Raw genomic sequence first — 19,162 nt, forward strand, 5'->3', positions numbered from 1 at the left:
GAAAAGACCGAGGAGAAACCCATGAGCGATGCCAACGACGTCTCCAGGCCATTGAAGACGTGGAGTCACCTGGCGAAGAACCGGCGCCGGCCGACCGAGTACGAGATCGTCTCGACCAAGCTGCTCTGGAGCACCGACGACGAGGCCCCCTGGGCCATGGGGCCGGATGTGCCGCTGAGCAAGTGGTACGTCAAATACCGCAATGAATCGCCCCTCAGGCACGCCGACTGGGACGGTTTCCGGGATCCCGACCAGATCGTCTACCGGACGTACAACATGATCCAGGACGGGCAGGAGTCGCATGTCGACGGCCTGCTCGACGACCACAGCAAGAACGAGCACGACAGCGGCATGTCCGACGAGTGGGTCGCCCAGCTGGCGCGCCTCTACACGCCGAGCCGGTACCTGCTGCACACCGTGCAGATGTCGGCCGCCTACCTCGCGGCGCTCGCACCGTCGAGCACGATCGAGAACTGCTTCATCTTCGAGTCGGGCGACCACCTGCGGTGGGTCTCGCGCGTGGCCTACCGGACGGCGGAACTCGCCACCGCCCATCCCTCGGCCGGGTTCGGCCGTCAGGAGCGCGCCCGCTGGGAGGACGACGAGGCGTGGCAGGGATTCCGGGAGCTGATGGAGCGCGCGCTCGTCGCGTGGGACTGGGCCGAGCAGTTCGTCGCGGTCAACCTCGTGGCCCGGCCGGCGATCGACGCGGCCATGCTCCGGGCGCTTTCGGCCGTCGCCCAGGAGAACGGGGACACGCTGCTGGCCCTGCTGTGCCGTGCCCAGCTCGTCGACAGCGACCGGACCCAGAAGTGGTCGCGGGCGCTCGTCGACTACGCCCTGGAATCCGCTGACCACGGGAAGGCGAACCGCGACCTGGTCCGCGGCTGGCTCGACAAGTGGGGCGCGCTCGCCGACCAGGCCATCGACGCGTACTGCGACGTGCTGGTGCCCGGCAGCGATCTCGGCGCGGAGGTGAAGAGGACGGCGGCGAGCGCCAGGGCCTCGTTCGTCCAGGAGCCGGTCGCCGCCCGATAGCCCGGTCGCACCGGACCGGTCTCCGAGAGGCGGTCCCGCGGCGGCGCGACCCTGCGGGGCGCCGCGGGCCATGCCGCCGGGCCGGTCCGGTTCCCGCCCGAGTTCAGCCCCCTGACCAGCGAATTCAGGATGGATCCAACCCGCCGCACGCCGTAGAGTGTCGAGAACGCTCCCGTCAACGTGTCGTTTAGGGACGAGTGCGATGTTCACTATCGGAGACCTGCAACGCAACGTCGATCTCGGGCTCCAGCTGACCGTCGGGGGCAACCGGGCCAAGACCGCGGAGATCGCCCGTGCCGAGGTGCTGCAACTGGGACGGCTCCCGGCGGCCGAGCACCGGGCGGTGCTGCTGCTCACCAGCGGGCTGCCCGAGGGGGCGGGTCCCGGCAGCGCGGAGGCGCTCGTCGCGGCCGCGAAGGCCGCGGGCGCGGTCGGAATCGTCCACACGCTGGCGGCGGGCGCCGACCAACCGCCCGAGGCGATGGTGGCGGCCGCCGGAGCCGCGGACCTCCCGCTGCTCTCGGCTCCGGCCGACTCCTCCCTGCGCGCCATCAAGGACGCCGTCAACGAACGTGTGGCCCGCAGCGAGCTGGTCCTCTACCAGCAGTTGCTCGCGCTGCAGTCCAGCCTCATCGCCGCCGTGTCGACGCCCGATCCGACGGACTCGCTGCTGCGCCGCCTGGGCGCCCTGGTCAACAGCACGGTGATCCTCTACTACCCGGACGGGCGGCTCCTCGCCGCCACGGGGGACGGCCCCGCGAGCGTCATCTGGCAGCGGATCGACAAGTCTTCCCAGGAGCGGCAGCAGTTCACCGTCGGGCAGTGGCACGTCGTGGCCTCTTTGATCAACGGGCCGGAGGAGGCGCACCGCTGGATCGTGCTGGCGAGGCGCGGCCATCCCACCTCGCAGGAGATCGTGTCCCAGCTGATCACGACTGTCGAGCAGTTGCTCGACGTCATCGCCCTCAGCCGGCGCGCCGCGGCGAACGAGGAGGCGCTGCAGCGGGCCGACGTCCTCCAACGGCTGGTCTCGAACAACGGCTACGAGAAGTTCGGCTGGGACCATGTCCGCCGGTTCGGGTTCGAGCCGCACGGTCCGTGCTTCGTCGCCGCCATCGCCCTGCCGAACTGGAGCCAGCGGCGACTCGACCCGGACCTGCATTCGCAGCAGCTGAGGGACGTCACGCAGATCCTGCGGGGGTTGGTCTCCAACTCCTCCTCGCCGCACCTGGTGGGTTCCCACGAGGGCGTCGCGGTCGTGATCCTGCAGTGCTCCGACAGCCGCCTACTCGACGAGTCCGTACGCGTCCTGCGGGCCCGCGACCTCCAGGCGTCGGCGGGCATCGGTCGCAGGGTGGCCTCGCTCGACCTGATCGGCAACAGCTACCGGGACGCGCGGCTGGCGCTGACCCGCAGCCTGCACCGCCCGGCCGACGGCCCCGCGGTGCAGCGGTTCGAGGACTTCGCCGTCGCCGACATCGCCGTCAGCACCGCCGACGAGGACCAGCTGATACGGCGGTCGCACGACCTGCTCGCCAAGATCGAGGGCAGCGAACACCTCCTCGAGACGTTGATCGTCTACTTGGAGAACGACCTCAGCATCAACGACACCGCGAACGTGCTGAACATCCACCCCAACTCGGTGCGGTACCGGATCGGCCGAGCCGAGGAGCTGATCGGCGGATCGCTGCGCTCGCTGCCGACCATCGTCGACGTCTTCCTCGCCGTCCAGGTCATCGCGCGCAACAGGGCGGGCTCGGTCTTCACCCTCCACGACGACCGGACCGGCCACGCCAAGGCGGCACTGGGCTAGTAGACCGCTCAACGCGAGGCCAGCATCTATAGCAGCGCCGGTGAGGCCGGCCTTGAAGCCGCCTAGGAGGGTTTGTTGGTCGGATGGGGTGTTCTGGTGCTGGGAGACCACGCCGTAGACCCATCCGCCGATGGCGGCGCAGCCGACGACTGCGGTGCCGCCGGTGGCGGCGGCGCAGAGGCCGCCTGCTGCGATTCCGGCGATAGTGGCCTGGTGTTTCTTCAGAAAGCCGCCGACCTTGCCGACCTTGCAGCTCCAGCCGCACGATTTCTTGACCGGTACCGGGTTTCCGCCCCCGCTGCCTTTGCAGCCGACCCAGCAGCCGCCGCCCCTCCTCTTCTGAAGGAGTTGTGGTGCTGGTTGGCGTCGTCCCAGCTCGCGTGCTCCGTAGTTGGCGTAGCTGCTGGGCCCTGGCCGGAAGCCGTCGTCGCGGTACTGGCCGGTGGGGTCGGCGTGGTCGACGGGTTGTTGCCGGCGTAGAAGTAGCCGTTGGCGGTTAGAGGGTCACCGCCGCCGGTGACGGGGTCGGCGCTGAGGAACCGGCCGGTGACCGGGTCGTACTCCCGCGCGCCCAAGTGGGTCAAGCCAGTGGTGGTGTCCTTGGTGCCGCCGACGTAGCCCCTGTCCATGAGCGTGGGCCAAACACCGATCGGGCTGCTGCGCTCGTTGCCGAAAGGCGCGAACCGGCGGACGCTCCAGTTGTCCTGGTAGACGGCGTTGACGGTGGTGTCGGCGCTGCCCTGGTATTCGGGGACGAGGAACTGGACGGTGGAGCTGGAGACACCCGTCCGGTAGGCGACGTTCTGACCGGCGTGCCTGTAGTGGCGGACCGCGGTGATGGGCCCCGCCCGCAGACACCTTCACTTCCTGCCTGGGCAGCTAGAGGGTCATGCCGTTGGTGTCCCTGCGGATCAGGCGGTTGCCTGCGGCGTCATAGACCAGTTTCTGGCCGGGCGGGTGGTGGTGTTGCCGACCTTGTCGTAGGTGTACAGGTCGGTGGTCTCGGTGGTCCCGTCGTTTCCGCTGAGCGACTTCAACGCGTGCCGAGTTGGCGACACCGCTGTCGCCCAGAGGCGCGGGATAGGTGTAGGTCCGCCCCTCGGCGGCAGACGACTCCGGCTCCGACTCGCCCGCCGGCGGCCTCGGTGAGCGAGCCGCTGATGGGCTCGCCCGTCCCGACGTCCACGAAGAAGAAGCCGCCTATCGGTCGACGGAGTCGCGCGACGGTACGACTCCCGCAGCGCGGGGTTCCATGCGCCGGGGCGGGAGCGGTCAGAAATCGCGGGTGGGGAGCACGCCTTCGAGCGGGGCGGGGATGGGGAGGTCCTCCCCCAAGGCGACCGAGACGATGTGGGCGTAGTCATCCCCGCGCGGCTCGGAGAAGATCGTGGCCTTTCCGTCCAACCGGTCGATCAGCAGGTACAGCGGGATATCGGCGGCAGCGTAGCCGCGCCGCTTGGGCCCGCGGTCCCGTTCGGCGCCCTTGCGATCCCGCCGACTCCCCGACGTCACTTCCAACACCATCGCCACCCCGTCGGGCTTGCTGTGCCACTCGCGTCCCGCAAACGCACCCTTGGGAGCGGCGATCCCGTCGGGTACGTACTCCCCCTCCGGGCTGATCAGCGTCAGGTTTCGGTGCAACCGCAGGCCGTGGACGTCACGAACCCAGTCGTCGACCGCCACGATGATGGTCTCGTGCTGCCCATCGGGAGTCGGGGACACGATGATCTCTCCATCCACCAGCTCGGCCCGGAAACCCGGCATCACCTCGAGCGCGGCGAGCGCCTCTCTCAGGTCATCACGGACGAACGGCGGCTCTTCAGGCATCGCCGTCATCAGAGCTCTCCTCGCGGTCTCAACGGTCCTGGCAGCTCATCCACAAACTAGCACCGAGGCCCGCCCTCGGACTGGACGTCGACCCGGACCTGGAGGAAGGTCCGCAACACCTGCGCTCGACGGCAACGCGAGTCGCCAACGGCCCCTTCGGTGTAAAGATGACCGTTTGGACGTCCCACGCAAGAGGCCTGGACCGGACAGCAGCACACAGCACTTACCAGGACCGGCCCACCCGGCCCACCCGGCCCACGCCCAGCCTGGCTGCACGGGCACAGCCGGTCACTGGCATCTCGACCATGGCGCGCATCACCGCCGCGGAAGGCGTCGTCAAGCACGACGAACTCTGCGGGCCTGCAACTGTCGGCCAGGGCAGCGGCCGCCGAGAGCGGGTCCGACGCTGTCAGCGGCCGCCTTGCCGAAGACCTTCATCGCGCTCCTCGGTCAAGCGCCAGCAGCTGAAGCGGTTGCGCCCGAGACGTTGACTGCAAGCGAGCCAACGAGGTTCTCAAGAAGGCCAGTACGGCTTCCGTTGCCGAACTCGGCCGACCAGAACGACGCAGTCACCATGATCGACCGCCTGGGTGAGCGCTTCGGGAATCTGCGAAGCGTACGGTGGCTCCCGAAACTGGCTCCCGAGACTACGAAGCGACCATCGCGACACACGAGATCGCGCCATGGACAACGCTCTGACCTGTGGAAACTTGGGGTGGGCGATACTGGGTTCGAACCAGTGGCCTCTTCGGTGAACACGATCGATCAAGCCCGAGAAAAGCCGCCTCTCGACATCGTCGCAGGTCAGACAACATCTTTCAGCACAGCACAGCGCACATCAGGGCAGATCAAGTCCACTGCGCTCTCCCACAGATAGCGCGCTGTTTCTGTCACCGGCGCGTGGCCGACCGCAGCCGACCGCGAAGGTGGCTTACCGTGACAGTCCACGAGCAGGCGCTCTCCGATGGGGCCCCAGGCAGCGTCAGGTAAACCAGGGGTGCCCGCTTGGCGCAGCAGAGGACCAATGCGAGCCAAAGGTCATTAAAGCGCGGCCTCGCTTTGACGCGGAAGCCGGTCAATTATCCATCCACCCGCACTTCCGGGGCGATCACCACTCATAAAGACACCTTCCCTAAAGGCTCAGTCAAAGAATTCCGCGGTCAACTCCACAGCGCTTTGGTTTAGCGGAGATTCTTCGACCATGACCACGACACGACGTGACGCCACTGGGCGTTCGTAGACGTTGGAGTCCATTCTCGCACCATATCGTTCGACTAGCGCAGCCGTCGCCGGCCTCCAAGGCGAAACGGCAAGACCCTTCACGATGCCAGCCCGACTGACGCCTTCTCGAAAACTGACGGTCAGTGTCGGGTTGTCACCGGAATCACATCCTTCGAGTCGCTCGATTGAGCCGATATCACCTCGTGGGATGAACGGAATCACGGCATCTTCAAGTTGCTGAAGAACCCTTTTCGCATCCTTGCCGCACCGAAGATCGACCGGCTGTGTCGGGCCACACCCCGACAGGGTTTGAACCAGCAGAACCGAAGCTACCAACCCCCAAGGAAGGGCGCGTTTGGCAGACATCGAAGAACCGTCCTTGCTTTTCGGTGAGACAGTCGCATCCCATCGTTCCGCACGCCCTTGCGCTAGGAGCGCGGTACGGGTCGGCCAAGCTTTGGCCGCGCCGATGCGTCGCTACATTAGATAGCCGTAACGATAGTACCAGTATCCATAATATCTAAGGAGGTAGAAGACGCCGTTAGCTCCCCAGTAGTAGTTGAACACCCGCAATGTGCCTCGATAGGCACGCGCGAACCACCGGGCTATGAAGTTATTGTATCGATCCTTCGCCGTATCATTGCCAGACTCGTAGATCTCATGAGCGTCTCCGATCAGCTTCGCCGCCCTGTAGCCCAGATAGAACGTGAGGCTACCCTGCCAGATGAAATGACGAACAGCGTTGGTGATTCCACTGCCCCCCAGGCCTTTTGACCATTTAGCAGCATTTACCGATATGCTGACCGCCTTGATACACGAACCGAATCCCAGGCGCATGCAGACACCGCTTTCGATGAAGTGCCGAAAGAGCTTTCGCCAAGAGATTCTGCCGTCGAGGTCGGTGCAGTTGACCGGGTCCGCGGTGCAGTATTCGTAGGCGTTTTCGTTTCCGCCGTGCACGGGATCGGTCTGCAGGAAGCGGCCAGTGTTGGGGTCGTAGAGGCGAACGCCCATGAGCGACACCCCGGTGAGGGTTTCGCTAGAGCGTTGGTACCCGCCGAGCCAGCCATAGCGGATGGATGGCGAGCCCTGGCGTTGGTTGCCGTATTCGTCGGTGTCGATGACAGTCGGCGCTTGACCGGCGTCTAGTGGCAAGATGACCGCGACGTGGCCGCGCAGGGTGTTCAGATAGAGTGCGGTACCTCCAGTCTTGGCGGTGGTGGCGGCCAGTTCGCCGGTGAGCCCGACGATGTTCCTGCTGATGGCGCCAGTGGCGGTGTTCTCAACGATCCAGCGGGGTCTGTCGGAGTCGTCTCCGTAGTGGTTGAGCTTTGCCTCGAGCTGGTTCCAGGTGCCAGACGTGTTCGTCTCGGTGGTCCATGACCGATAGCGCATGGCTGCATCCAGTTGCCAGGTCCTGCGCTGGCTCCCGGCGGTCTGCTGACGGACCAGATCGTTGGCGTAGTAGGAGTAGCCAGCACCGCCGGGCACAGAGATGGTGCGACCGAAGGCATCGTAGGCGTAGCCGCTGTTGACCAGCCGGTCGGCGGAGTCGTAGTTGGAGGTCAGGCTTGTTCCTCCACTGGCAGGGCAGTCGATCCCCGGCTCGCTGACCAGAGTTCTCAGAAGGTTCCGGTTGGTGTTGTCGTCGAAGCCGTACGAGCGACGGGTGCAGATGTTGTCCGTGGTGTCCTCAGCCTGGACGAGGCGGCCCAGCTTGTCGTATCGGTAGGTCTGCTGTGTGACACCGCCGGGTGTGCCGACCCGCGTGGTGGCCTGCCCGAAGATCGAGACTGTCTGGGTGTCGCTGGCCACGATCATGCCGTCGCTGTTGCGAGTGTAGGAGCGTGCGACGGGGTTCCCGGCCGTGTCGGTGGTGGTGGTCGTGGTGTATCCGCCGGGAAGCGTCTGCTCGTACACTCGCCCGTCCGCGTCGTACCGGCCACTGAAGGTACCGGCGACTGAGTCAGTGATCGCGGTTGGCACACCGCGGGGGTCTACCGCGGTGTCGTAGGTGTAGGTGGTGGTGGACGGTGCCGAGTCGGTCACCTTGACCGGGCGGCCCAGCCGATCGTACTCGGCCTTGGTCATGCCGCCGTCGGCGTCGGTGTAGGACGTCTGCCGGCCTAGCTTGTCGTAGCCGCGGGTGATCGTTCCACCGGTCGGGGAAGCGCTGGTCGTGGTCAGCCCTGTGACGCTGTCATAAGTGGTCGTAGTTTCGGGAACCGCCGCGCCCGAACCGCCCGAGACGGTGGTCTTGACAGGCCGCCCGGCATCGTCGTGAGTCGTCGTCGTAGTCCGGGTCGCACCGTTGGCGGTCTCGGTGACGGTCGTGGGCTGCCCGTACAGTCCGTATTCGGTACGGGTGGTCGCCAGTTCCGATGGATTGGAGCCACCGCCAGTGATCACTCCGGCCGGTCCGGTCGTGCAAACCAGATCAGCCCATTCGGGGCGTCCACCGCAGGGCCCGGTGCCGTCGGCGCTGTAGTAGGTGGTCACTCTCGCTCCGGCGTCCGTGCCGGAGCTCTTGGGCTGCGTGCTCTTGGTCTCTCTGCCTCTGGAGTCGTACTCGACCTGCCGGGTGATCGACAGGCTTCCGGGGTCTTCGGTGGTGGCGGAGGGAACGCCCTTGGCCCAGTCATAGCTGGTGGTCTGCACTCGGCCGTCCGCCAGTACGGTGGGATAGGCGGGCAACTGGGCTCCCTCGCTGACTTTGGTGACCTGATCCTGGACGACGGCGGAACCGTCGGTGGGGCGTCCCGCGTCATACTCGTTCTGTTTCCAGGGACGCGCCATGACCAGCAAGCCAGATGCCGCGACCTTCTCATTGGAGACGATCAGATCCTGATCGAGGGTCACCTGATGCAACGGTCCTAGCTTTTGTAGTTCCTGCACCCCATCGTCGCTGTAGGTGGTCCGTTCGGAGAGCATTTCGGCGCGCTCAGCACTCGGCAGGTTCGCGATCCCCAGCTCAGTGAGGGCTTGCTGGTCGGCGGCGGTTCCGCCGAGCGCGATGTTCCGGTTGGCGGCGCTCAGGGCACGCACCTTGTTGCCGTATCGGTCATATTCGGTCGTCGTGACGAAGCTGGCGGTGTTCGCGGTGTTCACTTCCCGGCCGGAGGCGTTGAGGTAGGTGATGGCAGCGCGTCTGTAGTCTCCGGCCGACAGGTCATCACCTGTGTGGGAAGCGGGTGTCGCGTCGGAGGGAAAAATCGCGGTCCCGTCGGTCGGACTCTCGGTCTGCCCCCACCGGGACCGTCCGACGATGCCGAGTTCCACAGGAGCCTTGGCCCCGGTGACGGGCACATCGTAGACGAGCGCCGTGACGGCGTCCCCCTCAACCGTGTCGGTACTGCCCTGCTTGAGCGCGGGGCGCGACGCTTTCAGCAGCATGCCCGCACCGGCCGTCTCGGTTTTCCCCGCGCTTCCGTAGGTGAAGGTCCAGGGGAGCTGCCCCGGCGGCGTCAGCTCGATTACTCGTCCGGCGTCGTCATAGCCGTACTGGGTCTGCAGGAGCGGAGTGATCCGTGGATCCCATCGCCGCCGCAAGTGTCCTCTGTCGTCGTAGGCATATCGGACGACCGGGATCGCCTCAGCGGCACTGGCTCCAGGCTTGGTGGCCCACAGCCTTACTTCGCTGACCTGGCCGACATAGTCGCCGAACGCGCTAGCCGTGGCGGTGGTGGCGGTGGCGTAGGTGAATTCGAGCACGCGGCATCCGCGGGTCGAGGGAGAGTTCTCACAGGTGCTCGATGCTACGCCGCTGGAGGCACCGATGATTCGCTTCGGACGAGCGAGCTTCTTGCCATCGACCGTTACGGCCTCGGACACGACGTTGGCCGTAGTGTCGTCCAAGCCAGCCCGCAAGGAAGTCGTCACCTGCCAGGTGACCGCGTTCGGTTCGGTCTTGGCGAAGCGGGTGACGGCTCCAGATGTGCTCTCGGTCAACGTGAACGTGCCGGTGAAGGAGCCTGTGAGTTTGAGGTCTTCGTTCCCAGGCTCGGGAACCCACCCCGTCTGGTCAGCATTGGCCGTGAAGTGCAGCGCTGATCCGTCCTCCTCAACCACGTCCAACGAGGTCTCCGAGGTTTTACGCAGGTGAGAGTAGTCGGTGTCCGTCGGGTCGGCGGAGACACCCGCTACCCATTGACCTCCGAAAATGGGGGCTTGCCCTTCCTGCTCGGCCCCGGCGCCGGGCAACCGGGACGAGGCCGTGCGGGACACCGACATTCCGAAAAGCGAGACGTCGGTCTCCTGCAGAGAGTAGTTACCGGTCAGAAGGTTCACTGCGCCTGGACCGACCGTCTTGGTCGCGGCACCGTCTGCGTTGCGGTCGACCACAAGGGCCAACGGCTGCGACTGGCCGACGGCGCCGTTGGGGCCGGCGAACTCAGCTCGCACTTGGACGTTGCCGTCCGGGTTGACCGTTGTGACCGCGTTCCAGGCGAGTGATGCGTTCTTGCCGTTGGTCAGGGGGACCGGCCAAGAGGAAAGCGCAGTGTCGCCGGAGGCAATGTGAGCGGGCGGGATCGGCGTCCATGGGTCGGCGTCACTTCGCCGCCAGGCGAACGTCACCTTGTCATACTTGGTCGGGTTGCCTTCGGCCACCAAGGGCACGCGACGGGCCGTGCGCTGGCCCTCCGTCGGGCTGTCGAACCCGCCGGGACCGACGTGGAAGGTGTAGGAGGCCGGCTCGGACACATTGCCGGCCTTGTCCATCGTGCGGATCTGTAGAACCTGGGTGCCGTCACTGGGCGGCGTCACCGAGAAGGTCTTGGCACCCGCTGCGCCGCTCGTTACCACCTTGTTCCAGTTCGTCCCATCCAGCGACCACTCCAACCATTGGTGGTCCGCAGAGGGTGGTGTGGCGGTGAACTTTCCCGCTTGCCCGGCACCTTTCACCCATGCGTTGGACGGGTAGTCCGTTGATCCCACGGCGCTTGGCGCGGACGGGCTGGTGGTGTCCACCGTGAAGGCGCAGTAATCCGACCAGATAGTGCCGTAGTGGGTGCCGTCATAGCCGCCTACGCGGAACTTGTAGGTCTTGCCGTTGCTCAACACACCGTCCGGGACTGTGACCGAGGCTTGTTGACCTGGGAGGACGGACGCTGACGACAGCACATCTCCGACCTGTGTGTTGGTCGCGGCATCGAAGATCTGGAAGTTGCCTTTGACTTTGTCGCCGTTGGCATCGCCGATCGTCGCACGCAGAGTCGGTCGGAGGGTGTTGACTGCGTAGACGCCGCCGTGCGCCAGGTAAGGCGGACCCGCCTGTGGGTTCGTGGGAGTCTTCGGACGGTAGTTGTAGGTGACCGTCAACTTGGGGACATTGCTCGCCGCGTTGCCCGAGTTCACTTGCTTCCAGTACTTGGTGCTGACCTCGTCGGGTGCCCGCAGTCCCATGCCGGAAGTCGTGTTCTTCGCCGATGCCCAGGTCTGGGCTAGGTTGGTGACGTCTGCATTGATCCAGCCGTCGCCTCCACAGCCGTCTCGCCCCTTGGTCTCAGTCGAGGTCGCTTTGGTGGTCCTCCAAGCCGGCTGAGCCGTCCAGCGCGAGGCCGTTGAAGCAAGTGCGGTGTCCACAGCTTCCCACGTGTACGCCGCACAATCGGAGTTTCCCGAGTGGAAGTTGTACAAGGACAGCGTGGCCTTGGACACAAGCGCGTCGGCAATCGGTGCGGTCTTCCAGTTGATGAACGCCCGTGCCTCCCGGCTGGTGCCGTCAGCGTTCTTGGTTCCTGGATTGCCCCAGTACAACTCGGAGTCCGCAGACCAGTCGACCGTCTCGCCCCGCTGTACCCGAGTGTCGAAGACGTTCGCCAACGCGCTCGTGGACGGGTCGACTGTCACCGGCCAAACCGTCTTCGGGTCGGCAAGGAATCCCGGGTCCGGCGTGAATACCAGATCGACGCCGTAACGCCGCGTCTTCACCTTCACCCCGACCTTGGCCTTATGCGGATGGTCGCTCACCCCGTCTGCCGACGTGGAGTCCCACATCACCGGCGCAGGCAGGTACGCCCTGCGTTTTCCTGTCTCAGCTTCGGCGAAGAGCACCGACCCGTCGCTTTGGGCGTCCGCCTTCAAGCCCTTGACCTTCAACGGCATCGTGTAGGAGAGGCCACCTGAGCCCGTCGGTGGCTTCTTGAGCTTCACGTATTGCTCGAAACCCATTCGCGTAGCTTCGACCACCACGTCCGCCGACCTGTCGATGGCATCGGGGTAGGTAGCCCGGTTTCCCTCCAGAAGCGGCCTCGGCAGCCCACCCCTCCACTGCAGGACAACCTGCTCGTCGCCTGACCCGAGCGTTACCAGATCACGGGCATCACGCTCGGCAGCCTTCGCTTCGCCGAAGGATCGTAGTCGTCTCCCGCCCTGGCCTCCGAGCCTCAGGCCCCGGGGATGCGCGCGCGGGACCACCGCACCATCCGCACCGACTGCCTGCAAGGTGACGTCAACGTCAATCCACTTTCCCGCCTGCACGAAGCGGACCGGTCCTGCGTACAGCTCAGTTGTACGCGAGCCATCCGGGTTTACCCAGGTCGAAGAAGTCTCCGTCCGCTCGGACAACGCTTCCACAGGTCGTCGGGACAATCGCGCGAGCATCCGAGCCGAGGCCGCAGTCTCTGCGCTCGTGGCCCATTGCCCCGGCTTGCCGGCCTGCGACGCGGGATCCGCGAGCGCCGCGTTCATCAGCGAAAAGGGGCTGATTTGGAGGAACGATCCTGCCAACGACACCGACATAACAGCTGCTACACGCCGAAACCAGCTCACACAAGCTCCAGAGGCAGACCCATAGGCAAGATCGCCAACGTCGGCCTAAACGTAACCAGCGCGTCCTCGCAGAGGAACGGTCAGGTTCTCGCACATGGCTATGACATAGATCACTCAAGGTGCAGACAACGGACTCCCCTGGCAACGCGTCGCTCAGGAATCACAAATAACGACTCTGACATGAAATCCGTACCGGGAGACGGCTCACGAGATAATCCGACTCCAAGAAACTATCGCAAGACAAGACGATCCGCGACGGAGCGGATAGTAGACCAGGTCACCGCGAGCACTCGTCAAGCATCCCCTCGCAAAGGAGGCGACTTTCACAGAGAAGCAGGCTGCCCAGCAAAGCTCTCCCAATCGCGACAGACAACCCCGCACACCGTCTAAAGGTCACAGCCCATATTTGCAATCATTATGCAAATTCTCAGGTCAAGAGCGTACAGCAACGCCGAGTCAAGGTTTGTGGCATCGCCAAATAGGAACGCAAAAGATTGTCGATGCGAATTCGCGTTGGCTGCCAGCAAAGATATATGGACTGCCTATACGAAAGTCGCGAGCGAAATATCTCATTCTGTCAATCTGGATAGACTTCGACTCAAACCAGATGCCATTATCCGACTTTGAAATCGATGAAACTTGAGTCACTCAAGCCGTTCTTCCGCAGAAACATCAAGAATAACCTGAGAGAAATATGAGCTGTCGAGCTAGGGAGTCGTCGATGATTGCCCGCTTTACGGTCAGCATCAAATCATCAGTTGGGGTGACCCAAAAGCACCTTACTTCGAACCATTTTCTGGCCGACAGTGGACCTGAAAGACGTCGCGCTCCGCGACTCAACCGAAACGAGCCGTTGCTGGTCGTCTACGACGCCACATCTCGTGCGACAGCCCACCGGCTGCGGAACTTGCACCTCGTCAGCTGGGCAAGTCCATGGCAGCGCTGACATAACAACGAGAATCCGGAACGGCAAAATGTGGGCCTTCGGTGACGCAGGACCGGCCCTTTTACTTAAGCACGTATACCTAGAGTGGGGAATGACCGACGGACAGCAACCAGACGATAGGGGACGCAAGGCTTCAGGCGGGTGAGTAGAGCTCGGACTTGGCGAACCTGACTGGCGTCAGCGTCAGTCAACCGCCAAGCTGCCGTCCGCGGATGCATGCGACCTGTCGGGCTCTCGTTGATGTCCTCCGTGATCAGCTCGCAGATGAACACGGCCAGCGTGATGAACCCCCGGAATGCCGGGACCAGCCGCCAGGCCGCACACCCGGCCCGGGCGGGCTGGGTGCCCGCGGCCGTCAGACCGACGCTCTTGACAGGACGAACGAAGGTTCATCTCCCCTTGGAGGGTTTATGCGCGCACTGTCGAGTGGATTGCGGCGCTGCGAGCGGCGGCACGCAAGGTCATCCAGGCGGCTGCCATACGGGTGTTCGCCCGCCGGGGGTTTGCGGTGTCGACCATCCGCGACACCGCGCTCGGAGCAGATTCGAGTATCGGGTCGATCTATCGTCACTACGCCACGAAGGAAGAGCTGTGTTTCGATCTGCCCGGCCGGGCCGTCGCATGCCTCGTCACGCTCGCGGCGGACAGCCTTGAACCAGGGCGGCAGACCCCCTGGTTCACACGTTCACCACTCGTCTCCTAGCGGCGTCACAGCTGACGATGGCGCTGCCGAGTTCGACATCGTCAACCATGGGGTTACCTCCGACATACCCCGGCGAAGTCGATCGGTTTCGTTGAGGTACGCCGCTCCATGTGGCACACCTTCAAGGATCTCGTGGGGCGCGGTCAGGCCGCCGGCGGCGTTCCTCTGGTCCACGGAGAGCTGGGGTGGTGACCCTCAAGGCTGGGGCCGTTGCCCCCACCCGGCGAGATTATCTGCGAGCGACGACGAGCGGTCGGGCGGGCTGGATGTCCGGGCCTCCGCCGAGCTGATCGAGCGGGCCCAGGCAGGGGTGTCGCCGGCGGGCCCAGACGGGCTTGCCCGGTGCCACCAAGACGGTGCTGCAGACCGCGCCGGAAGCGCAGATTTCCGAGCATCTGCGCTACGAACGGGCGAATACCCGGCCCGCCGGGCGGTAGCCACCGCAACCGCCAACTCGTCCGCACTCGTGTCCACAGGACAAAATCGCGGTACCGCAGGACCGGACGAAGCCTTTACGTTGTAGATCACTACATTGTTCACATCTGCTCTGTACTGCTCTCCGCGAGAAGGAGCGGGAGCGTAAGCAAAAGGCCACTGGTATCCAGCGCTGCTTCTCGTCGGTCATGCCGGAGCGGGGGCGGTGAGGACAGCGTTGGCCCGATGGCCGGCCGGTTCTGCCAGCGGAGATCGCCTCCATCGCAAGAGATGACGGTGCCGGCGGGATGCACGGTAGTGGTGACGGCCTCGCGGGTCTTGACGAGGCAGCGGACGGCTCGTTCGAGCACGGCGACCGGCGGGTCTGCGCCCAGCAGGACGTCACGGCATGCGCGGATGACCGCGAAGCCGGAGCCGGTGAAGGCCGCGCCATACCAGCGGGCCTTCCCCGGGACGGGTCAGACGGTTCTACGTTGCAGCAGCGACGCCTCCAGACGATCCAGGTGACCTGCTATCTGCACCCGGCCCAAAGCAGGACGCAGGCCCCCTTCACACCGGCCCGTCGGGCATGCCACAAGGCAGACTCCAGCCCACCCCGGCTCGTGGTTCCTGAGCGGACATGCGGCGAGCACTCAACCCGACTTCGACCGCGTAGAGTGACTGGTAGCACGGTCTTCTTGTGGCCTCGTTCGCGGCGGGAGAAGGATGATCTCCCGAATTCCTCCCACCGGGCCCCCGTGGCCGCCCCCGGAGCCCCAAGAAGCCGCCCTGCGGGCGCGAGGCCGCGCACTGCTGGACCGAAACCCGTGACCTCTTCGGAGCTGCGACAACGCCAAAGAGGCCTGCTCTTCATTCAAGCAAGCCTCTGACCTGGCAAAACGTGGGCGATACTGGGTTCGAACCAGTGGCCTCTTCGGTGTGAACGAAGCGCTCTCCCACTGAGCTAATCGCCCCTGCGGAACGCGTGTTCCGACGTCGGAAACTCTAGCGCATCTGCGGGGGTGGTCGCGCGCCGGTTTGCGGGGGTGCGGGGCTTGGGTCAGGTCCAGAAGGTGGGGTCTTCGATGTTCCAGGGGAGGGTGGCGCCGTAGACGGCCAGGTAGGCGGTCAGGGCGGCCGCCAGGGCGGCGGCGGCGAGGGCGCCGAGGATGGTGTTGCGGCGGCGGGCGCGGGGGTCGAGGGCCTTCTCCTTGGCTCGGTCGGCGGCGGTCCTGGCGCGGTGGAGGGCGCGCTGGGCCCAGGCGAACTCGGTGGCGAGGATGGCGAGGCCGATGACGATGCCGAGGAGGCCGGGGCCGGGGGTCACCATCATGATCAGGCCGCCGGCGAGGACGGCGGCACCGGTGAGGAAGACGCCGGCGCGCCAGGCGGTGTTGAGGAGCGGGTTGCGCCGGATGCGGGCGCGGAAGCGGTGGGAGAGGCGCGGTTCCGGGGGCGGGGCGTCCTTTTCATGATTTATTGCCACGGTTTTACTCTAAGCCAGCGGATGGGCGCTCGGGAGGCCGCGAGGGTGGGCGGATCGGGCCGCGGGGCAGGCGGGGCGGCACGAAGGAATCTTGCGAATGATCCGCTTTTGCCCAGGTCAGACGCGGGTTTTGCTATGGTGAGATGGATCACAAACGCCGGGGACGCCGGAATGTTCGGCCGAGTTCAGGCAGTTAGGCGTCATAGATCGCGGGGATGTCGGTGGGAAGGAGTACCGCCACCGAGGCACCCCGTGAGCCAGCGGGACCGACGTAAGAGGGAATGGCCATGAACAGCAGTACCACCGTCTCAGCAGAGCTGGGCCTTCGTCTCGTCGTCCCCGACCGCACGACCGTCCCTCTGCTGGCCGGGCTGGAGTACGCGGCCGACGACCCGTACGCGATCCGGATGGCCTTCTACGTGGGCGACGACGAGCCGGTCGAGTGGATCTTCGCTCGGGAGCTGCTCACCGTCGGCATCGTGCGCAAGGTCGGGAACGGGGACGTGGAGGTCTGGCCCGGCGAGGACGACGGCACGCTCAACATCGCGCTGTCCTCCCCGTTCGGGGACGCGCTGTTCGAGGTGCCGCTCTCCCCTCTCGCCGACTTCCTCCACCGGACGTACCAGGCGGTGCCCGCCGGCGAGGAGAGCGAGTTCATCGACATCGACGCCGAGCTGGAGAACCTGCTCTGGCCGTCCTAGCCGGACAGGCGGGCGATGTGGCGCATCTTGTTCATGGCGTCCAGGGCGGCGACCTTGTAGGACTCGGCCAGGGTGGGGTAGTTGAAGACGGCGTTGACCAGGTAGTCGATCGTGCCGCCGCAGCCCATGACCGTCTGGCCGATGTGGACGAGCTCGGTGGCGCCGGTGCCGAAGACGTGGACGCCGAGGAGGCGCCGGTCCTCCGGTGAGACGAGGAGTTTCAGCATCCCGTAGGAGTCCCCGATGATCTGGCCGCGGGCCAGTTCGCGGTAGCGGGACACGCCCACCTCGAAGGGGACCTTGGCCTCGGTCAGGGCGTCCTCGGTGAGGCCGACGAAGCTGATCTCGGGGATGGTGTAGATGCCGATGGGCTGGGTCTCGTGGATCTGCGAGACGGGCTCGTCGCAGGCGTGGTGGGCGGCGAGGCGGCCTTGCTCCATCGAGGTGGCCGCGAGCGAGGGGAACCCGATCACGTCCCCGACCGCGTAGATGTGCGGGACCTCGGTGCGGTAGTGCTCGTCGACCTTGATCCGGCCGCGGTGGTCGGCGGTGAGGCCCGCGGCCTCCAGGCACAGGTCGCCGGTCATGCCGTGGCGTCCGGCGGAGTACATGACGGTGTCGGCGGGGATCCGCTTGCCGCTCTCCAGGACGGTGATCGCGCCGTGCGCCATCCGCTCGACGGACGCGACGCTCTCGCGGAACCGGAAGGTGACGGCCAGGTCGCGCAGGTGGTACTTGAGCGCCTCGACGATCTCCAGGTCGCAGAACTCCAGCATGCGCTCGCGGCGCTCGACGACGGTGACCTTGGTTCCGAGCGCGGCGAACATGGAGGCGTACTCGATGCCGATCACGCCGGCGCCGACGACGACCATGGTCTCGGGGATGCGGTCCATGTGGATGATGCCGTCGGAGTCGATGATCGTCCGGTCGTCGAAGTCGACGGTCTCGGGCCGGGCGGGACGGGTGCCCGTCGCGATCACGATGCGGTCGGCGGTGAGCTTCTGCTCGCGGTCGCCGGCCCCGCTGACGGCGATCGTGTCGGGTTCCAGGAAGCGGCCGGTGCCGGGCAGCACGGTGACGCGGTTGCGGGCGAGCTGGCTGCGGACGACGTCGGTCTCGCGGCCGATGACGTGCTGGGTGCGCATCCCGAGGTCGGCGACGGTGATCTCGTCCTTGACCCGGTAGCTCTGCCCGTACAGCTCGCGCTGGTTGAGGCCGGTCAGGTAGAGGACGGCCTCGCGGAGCGTCTTGGACGGGATCGTTCCGGTGTTGATGCAGACACCGCCCATCATGTCGCGGCGGTCGACGATGCCGACCTTGCGGCCGAGCTTGGCGGCGGCGATGGCCGCGCGCTGCCCGCCGGGTCCCGAGCCGAGGACGAGGAGATCGAAGTCGCTCACTCCGCCAGTGTGACGCCTGGCGGTCCGCCCGATAAGGGCTTCAGGGAACGATTCCCCCGGCCCGTACGGCTTCACCCCGGGTTCAGACCGCTGAGGCGTTCGCACGCCGACCACACCGCCTGCTGCCCCCGCGCGTCGGACGGCCAGGCCGCGCGGCGCGCCCTGGCGTCGACATACGCACCGGTGACGCCCTCCATCTCCGGGCTGGACGCCAGGTGGACGCTGGAGCAGGGGCCCCAGCAGCCTGATCAGCGGGGCGGCGGGCCGGTAGAGGTAGGGGAACGCGCGCATGGGCGTGGCCCGGTTCCCCGGGGTGTAGGCGTGGCCGGGGTAGGCCACGTTGACGGTCCCCCCCGTCCAGGTGGGAGGCGAACCGGTGGCTCATCGCCATGAGGGCCGTCTTGGCGTGGTTGTAGTGCGCGAACCTCCACCCGAGGTACTTCTTCTCCCCTTGCAGGTTGCCGGGATCGATCGTCCCGCCGGGCATGCCGCCGGTCAGGTTGACCACGCGCGGCGCGGCCGCCGCGCGCAGCATCGGCAGGAGCAGGCAGGTGAGGGCGTACGGCGCGAGGACGTTGACGGCGAACGTGGCCTCAACGCCGTCCCGCGTGAGCCACCGCTCGGCGTTCATGCCCCCGGCGTTGTTGACCAGGACGTCGAGGCGGTCGTAGCGCTCGGCGACGTGCTCGGCGAGGCGCCGCAGAGCGGCCAGGTCCGCCGCCGCCGGCGCCGCGCTGGACGCGGCCGCCCGCGAGTGGCTGCGCTCTGACGGCTCCGCCGACCGCGCCGCCCTCATCGACCAGGCGTTCACCCTGCTGGCGCCGCGCCTCTGAAACGGCCGC

General features: G+C 66.0%; 12 protein-coding genes and 1 tRNA gene. 4 read left to right on the forward strand and 9 right to left on the reverse strand.

Going from position 1 to position 19,162, the window contains the following annotated elements:
- The first annotated feature begins 21 nt into the window (after positions 1–21).
- Together ABWI04_RS04615 and ABWI04_RS04620 are read left to right on the forward strand one after the other, a co-directional pair.
- Positions 22–1,038, forward strand: coding sequence for an aromatic/alkene monooxygenase hydroxylase subunit beta (locus tag ABWI04_RS04615; protein ID WP_339153615.1), 1,017 nt, complete (start codon positions 22–24; stop codon positions 1,036–1,038).
- 202 nt (positions 1,039–1,240) lie between these two features.
- Positions 1,241–2,851 carry a PucR family transcriptional regulator gene (locus tag ABWI04_RS04620; RefSeq protein ID WP_345180063.1) on the forward strand — a complete coding sequence of 537 codons (1,611 nt, stop codon included), beginning with the start codon at positions 1,241–1,243 and terminating at the stop codon, positions 2,849–2,851.
- A 221-nt stretch (positions 2,852–3,072) separates the two neighbouring features.
- On the opposite strand, the gene ABWI04_RS04625 is transcribed toward ABWI04_RS04620, so the two are convergent.
- The 5 genes from ABWI04_RS04625 to ABWI04_RS04645 form a co-directional block, all read right to left on the reverse strand.
- Entirely contained in the window at positions 3,073–3,705 is a 633-nt protein-coding gene (locus ABWI04_RS04625) for an RHS repeat-associated core domain-containing protein (protein ID WP_353831567.1), read from the reverse strand.
- A 57-nt stretch (positions 3,706–3,762) separates the two neighbouring features.
- Complete coding sequence (locus tag ABWI04_RS04630; protein ID WP_353831521.1) at positions 3,763–3,888, reverse strand: hypothetical protein; 126 nt, start codon at positions 3,886–3,888, stop codon at positions 3,763–3,765.
- A 235-nt stretch (positions 3,889–4,123) separates the two neighbouring features.
- On the reverse strand, positions 4,124–4,687 hold the full coding sequence (locus ABWI04_RS04635; RefSeq protein WP_339153616.1) for a Uma2 family endonuclease: 564 nt from the start codon (positions 4,685–4,687) through the stop codon (positions 4,124–4,126).
- A gap of 1,131 nt (positions 4,688–5,818) precedes the next feature.
- On the reverse strand, positions 5,819–6,265 hold the full coding sequence (locus tag ABWI04_RS04640) for a hypothetical protein (protein WP_345180059.1): 447 nt from the start codon (positions 6,263–6,265) through the stop codon (positions 5,819–5,821).
- A gap of 111 nt (positions 6,266–6,376) precedes the next feature.
- A complete protein-coding gene (locus tag ABWI04_RS04645) occupies positions 6,377–12,640 on the reverse strand; it encodes a DNRLRE domain-containing protein (RefSeq protein ID WP_353831522.1) in 6,264 nt (2,087 codons plus the stop codon).
- A 1,454-nt stretch (positions 12,641–14,094) separates the two neighbouring features.
- Between ABWI04_RS04645 and ABWI04_RS04650 the strand changes: the two genes are divergently transcribed.
- The gene (locus ABWI04_RS04650) at positions 14,095–14,319 is read left to right on the forward strand and encodes a helix-turn-helix domain-containing protein (protein ID WP_353831568.1); all 225 of its coding nucleotides are present in this window, start codon (positions 14,095–14,097) and stop codon (positions 14,317–14,319) included.
- A 1,316-nt stretch (positions 14,320–15,635) separates the two neighbouring features.
- Here ABWI04_RS04650 and ABWI04_RS04655 read toward each other — a convergent pair.
- Positions 15,636–15,707: transfer RNA gene (locus ABWI04_RS04655), tRNA-Val, on the reverse strand.
- Positions 15,708–15,793: 86 nt separating this feature from the next.
- Positions 15,794–16,219 carry a TIGR02611 family protein gene (locus ABWI04_RS04660; RefSeq protein WP_353831523.1) on the reverse strand — a complete coding sequence of 142 codons (426 nt, stop codon included), beginning with the start codon at positions 16,217–16,219 and terminating at the stop codon, positions 15,794–15,796.
- Between the two features lie 287 nt (positions 16,220–16,506).
- Here ABWI04_RS04660 and ABWI04_RS04665 point away from each other — a divergent pair, with 287 nt between their 5' ends.
- On the forward strand, positions 16,507–16,920 hold the full coding sequence (locus ABWI04_RS04665) for an SsgA family sporulation/cell division regulator (RefSeq protein WP_345180665.1): 414 nt from the start codon (positions 16,507–16,509) through the stop codon (positions 16,918–16,920).
- Here ABWI04_RS04665 and sthA read toward each other — a convergent pair.
- Positions 16,917–18,320 (reverse strand): Si-specific NAD(P)(+) transhydrogenase, encoded by a 1,404-nt coding sequence (gene sthA, locus ABWI04_RS04670; RefSeq protein WP_353831524.1) that lies wholly within the window; start codon positions 18,318–18,320, stop codon positions 16,917–16,919. The two genes, ABWI04_RS04665 and sthA, sit on opposite strands and share 4 nt — an antisense overlap.
- An 82-nt stretch (positions 18,321–18,402) precedes the next feature.
- On the reverse strand, positions 18,403–19,116 hold the full coding sequence (locus ABWI04_RS04675) for an SDR family NAD(P)-dependent oxidoreductase (RefSeq protein WP_353831525.1): 714 nt from the start codon (positions 19,114–19,116) through the stop codon (positions 18,403–18,405).
- Positions 19,117–19,162: the final 46 nt, after the last annotated feature.

The organism is Actinomadura sp. NPDC000929 (genome assembly GCF_040492065.1).
Lineage (GTDB): Bacteria > Actinomycetota > Actinomycetes > Streptosporangiales > Streptosporangiaceae > Spirillospora > Spirillospora verrucosospora.

Coding starts and splice junctions, on each gene's coding strand:
- ABWI04_RS04665 (WP_345180665.1), top strand. CDS start 16,507: ATGAACAGCAGTACCACCGTCTCAGCAGAGCTGGGCCTTCGTCTCGTC.
- ABWI04_RS04645 (WP_353831522.1), bottom strand. CDS start 12,640: ATGTCGGTGTCGTTGGCAGGATCGTTCCTCCAAATCAGCCCCTTTTCG.
- ABWI04_RS04615 (WP_339153615.1), top strand. CDS start 22: ATGAGCGATGCCAACGACGTCTCCAGGCCATTGAAGACGTGGAGTCAC.
- ABWI04_RS04640 (WP_345180059.1), bottom strand. CDS start 6,265: ATGTCTGCCAAACGCGCCCTTCCTTGGGGGTTGGTAGCTTCGGTTCTG.
- ABWI04_RS04620 (WP_345180063.1), top strand. CDS start 1,241: ATGTTCACTATCGGAGACCTGCAACGCAACGTCGATCTCGGGCTCCAG.
- ABWI04_RS04675 (WP_353831525.1), bottom strand. CDS start 19,116: ATGAGGGCGGCGCGGTCGGCGGAGCCGTCAGAGCGCAGCCACTCGCGG.
- ABWI04_RS04635 (WP_339153616.1), bottom strand. CDS start 4,687: ATGACGGCGATGCCTGAAGAGCCGCCGTTCGTCCGTGATGACCTGAGA.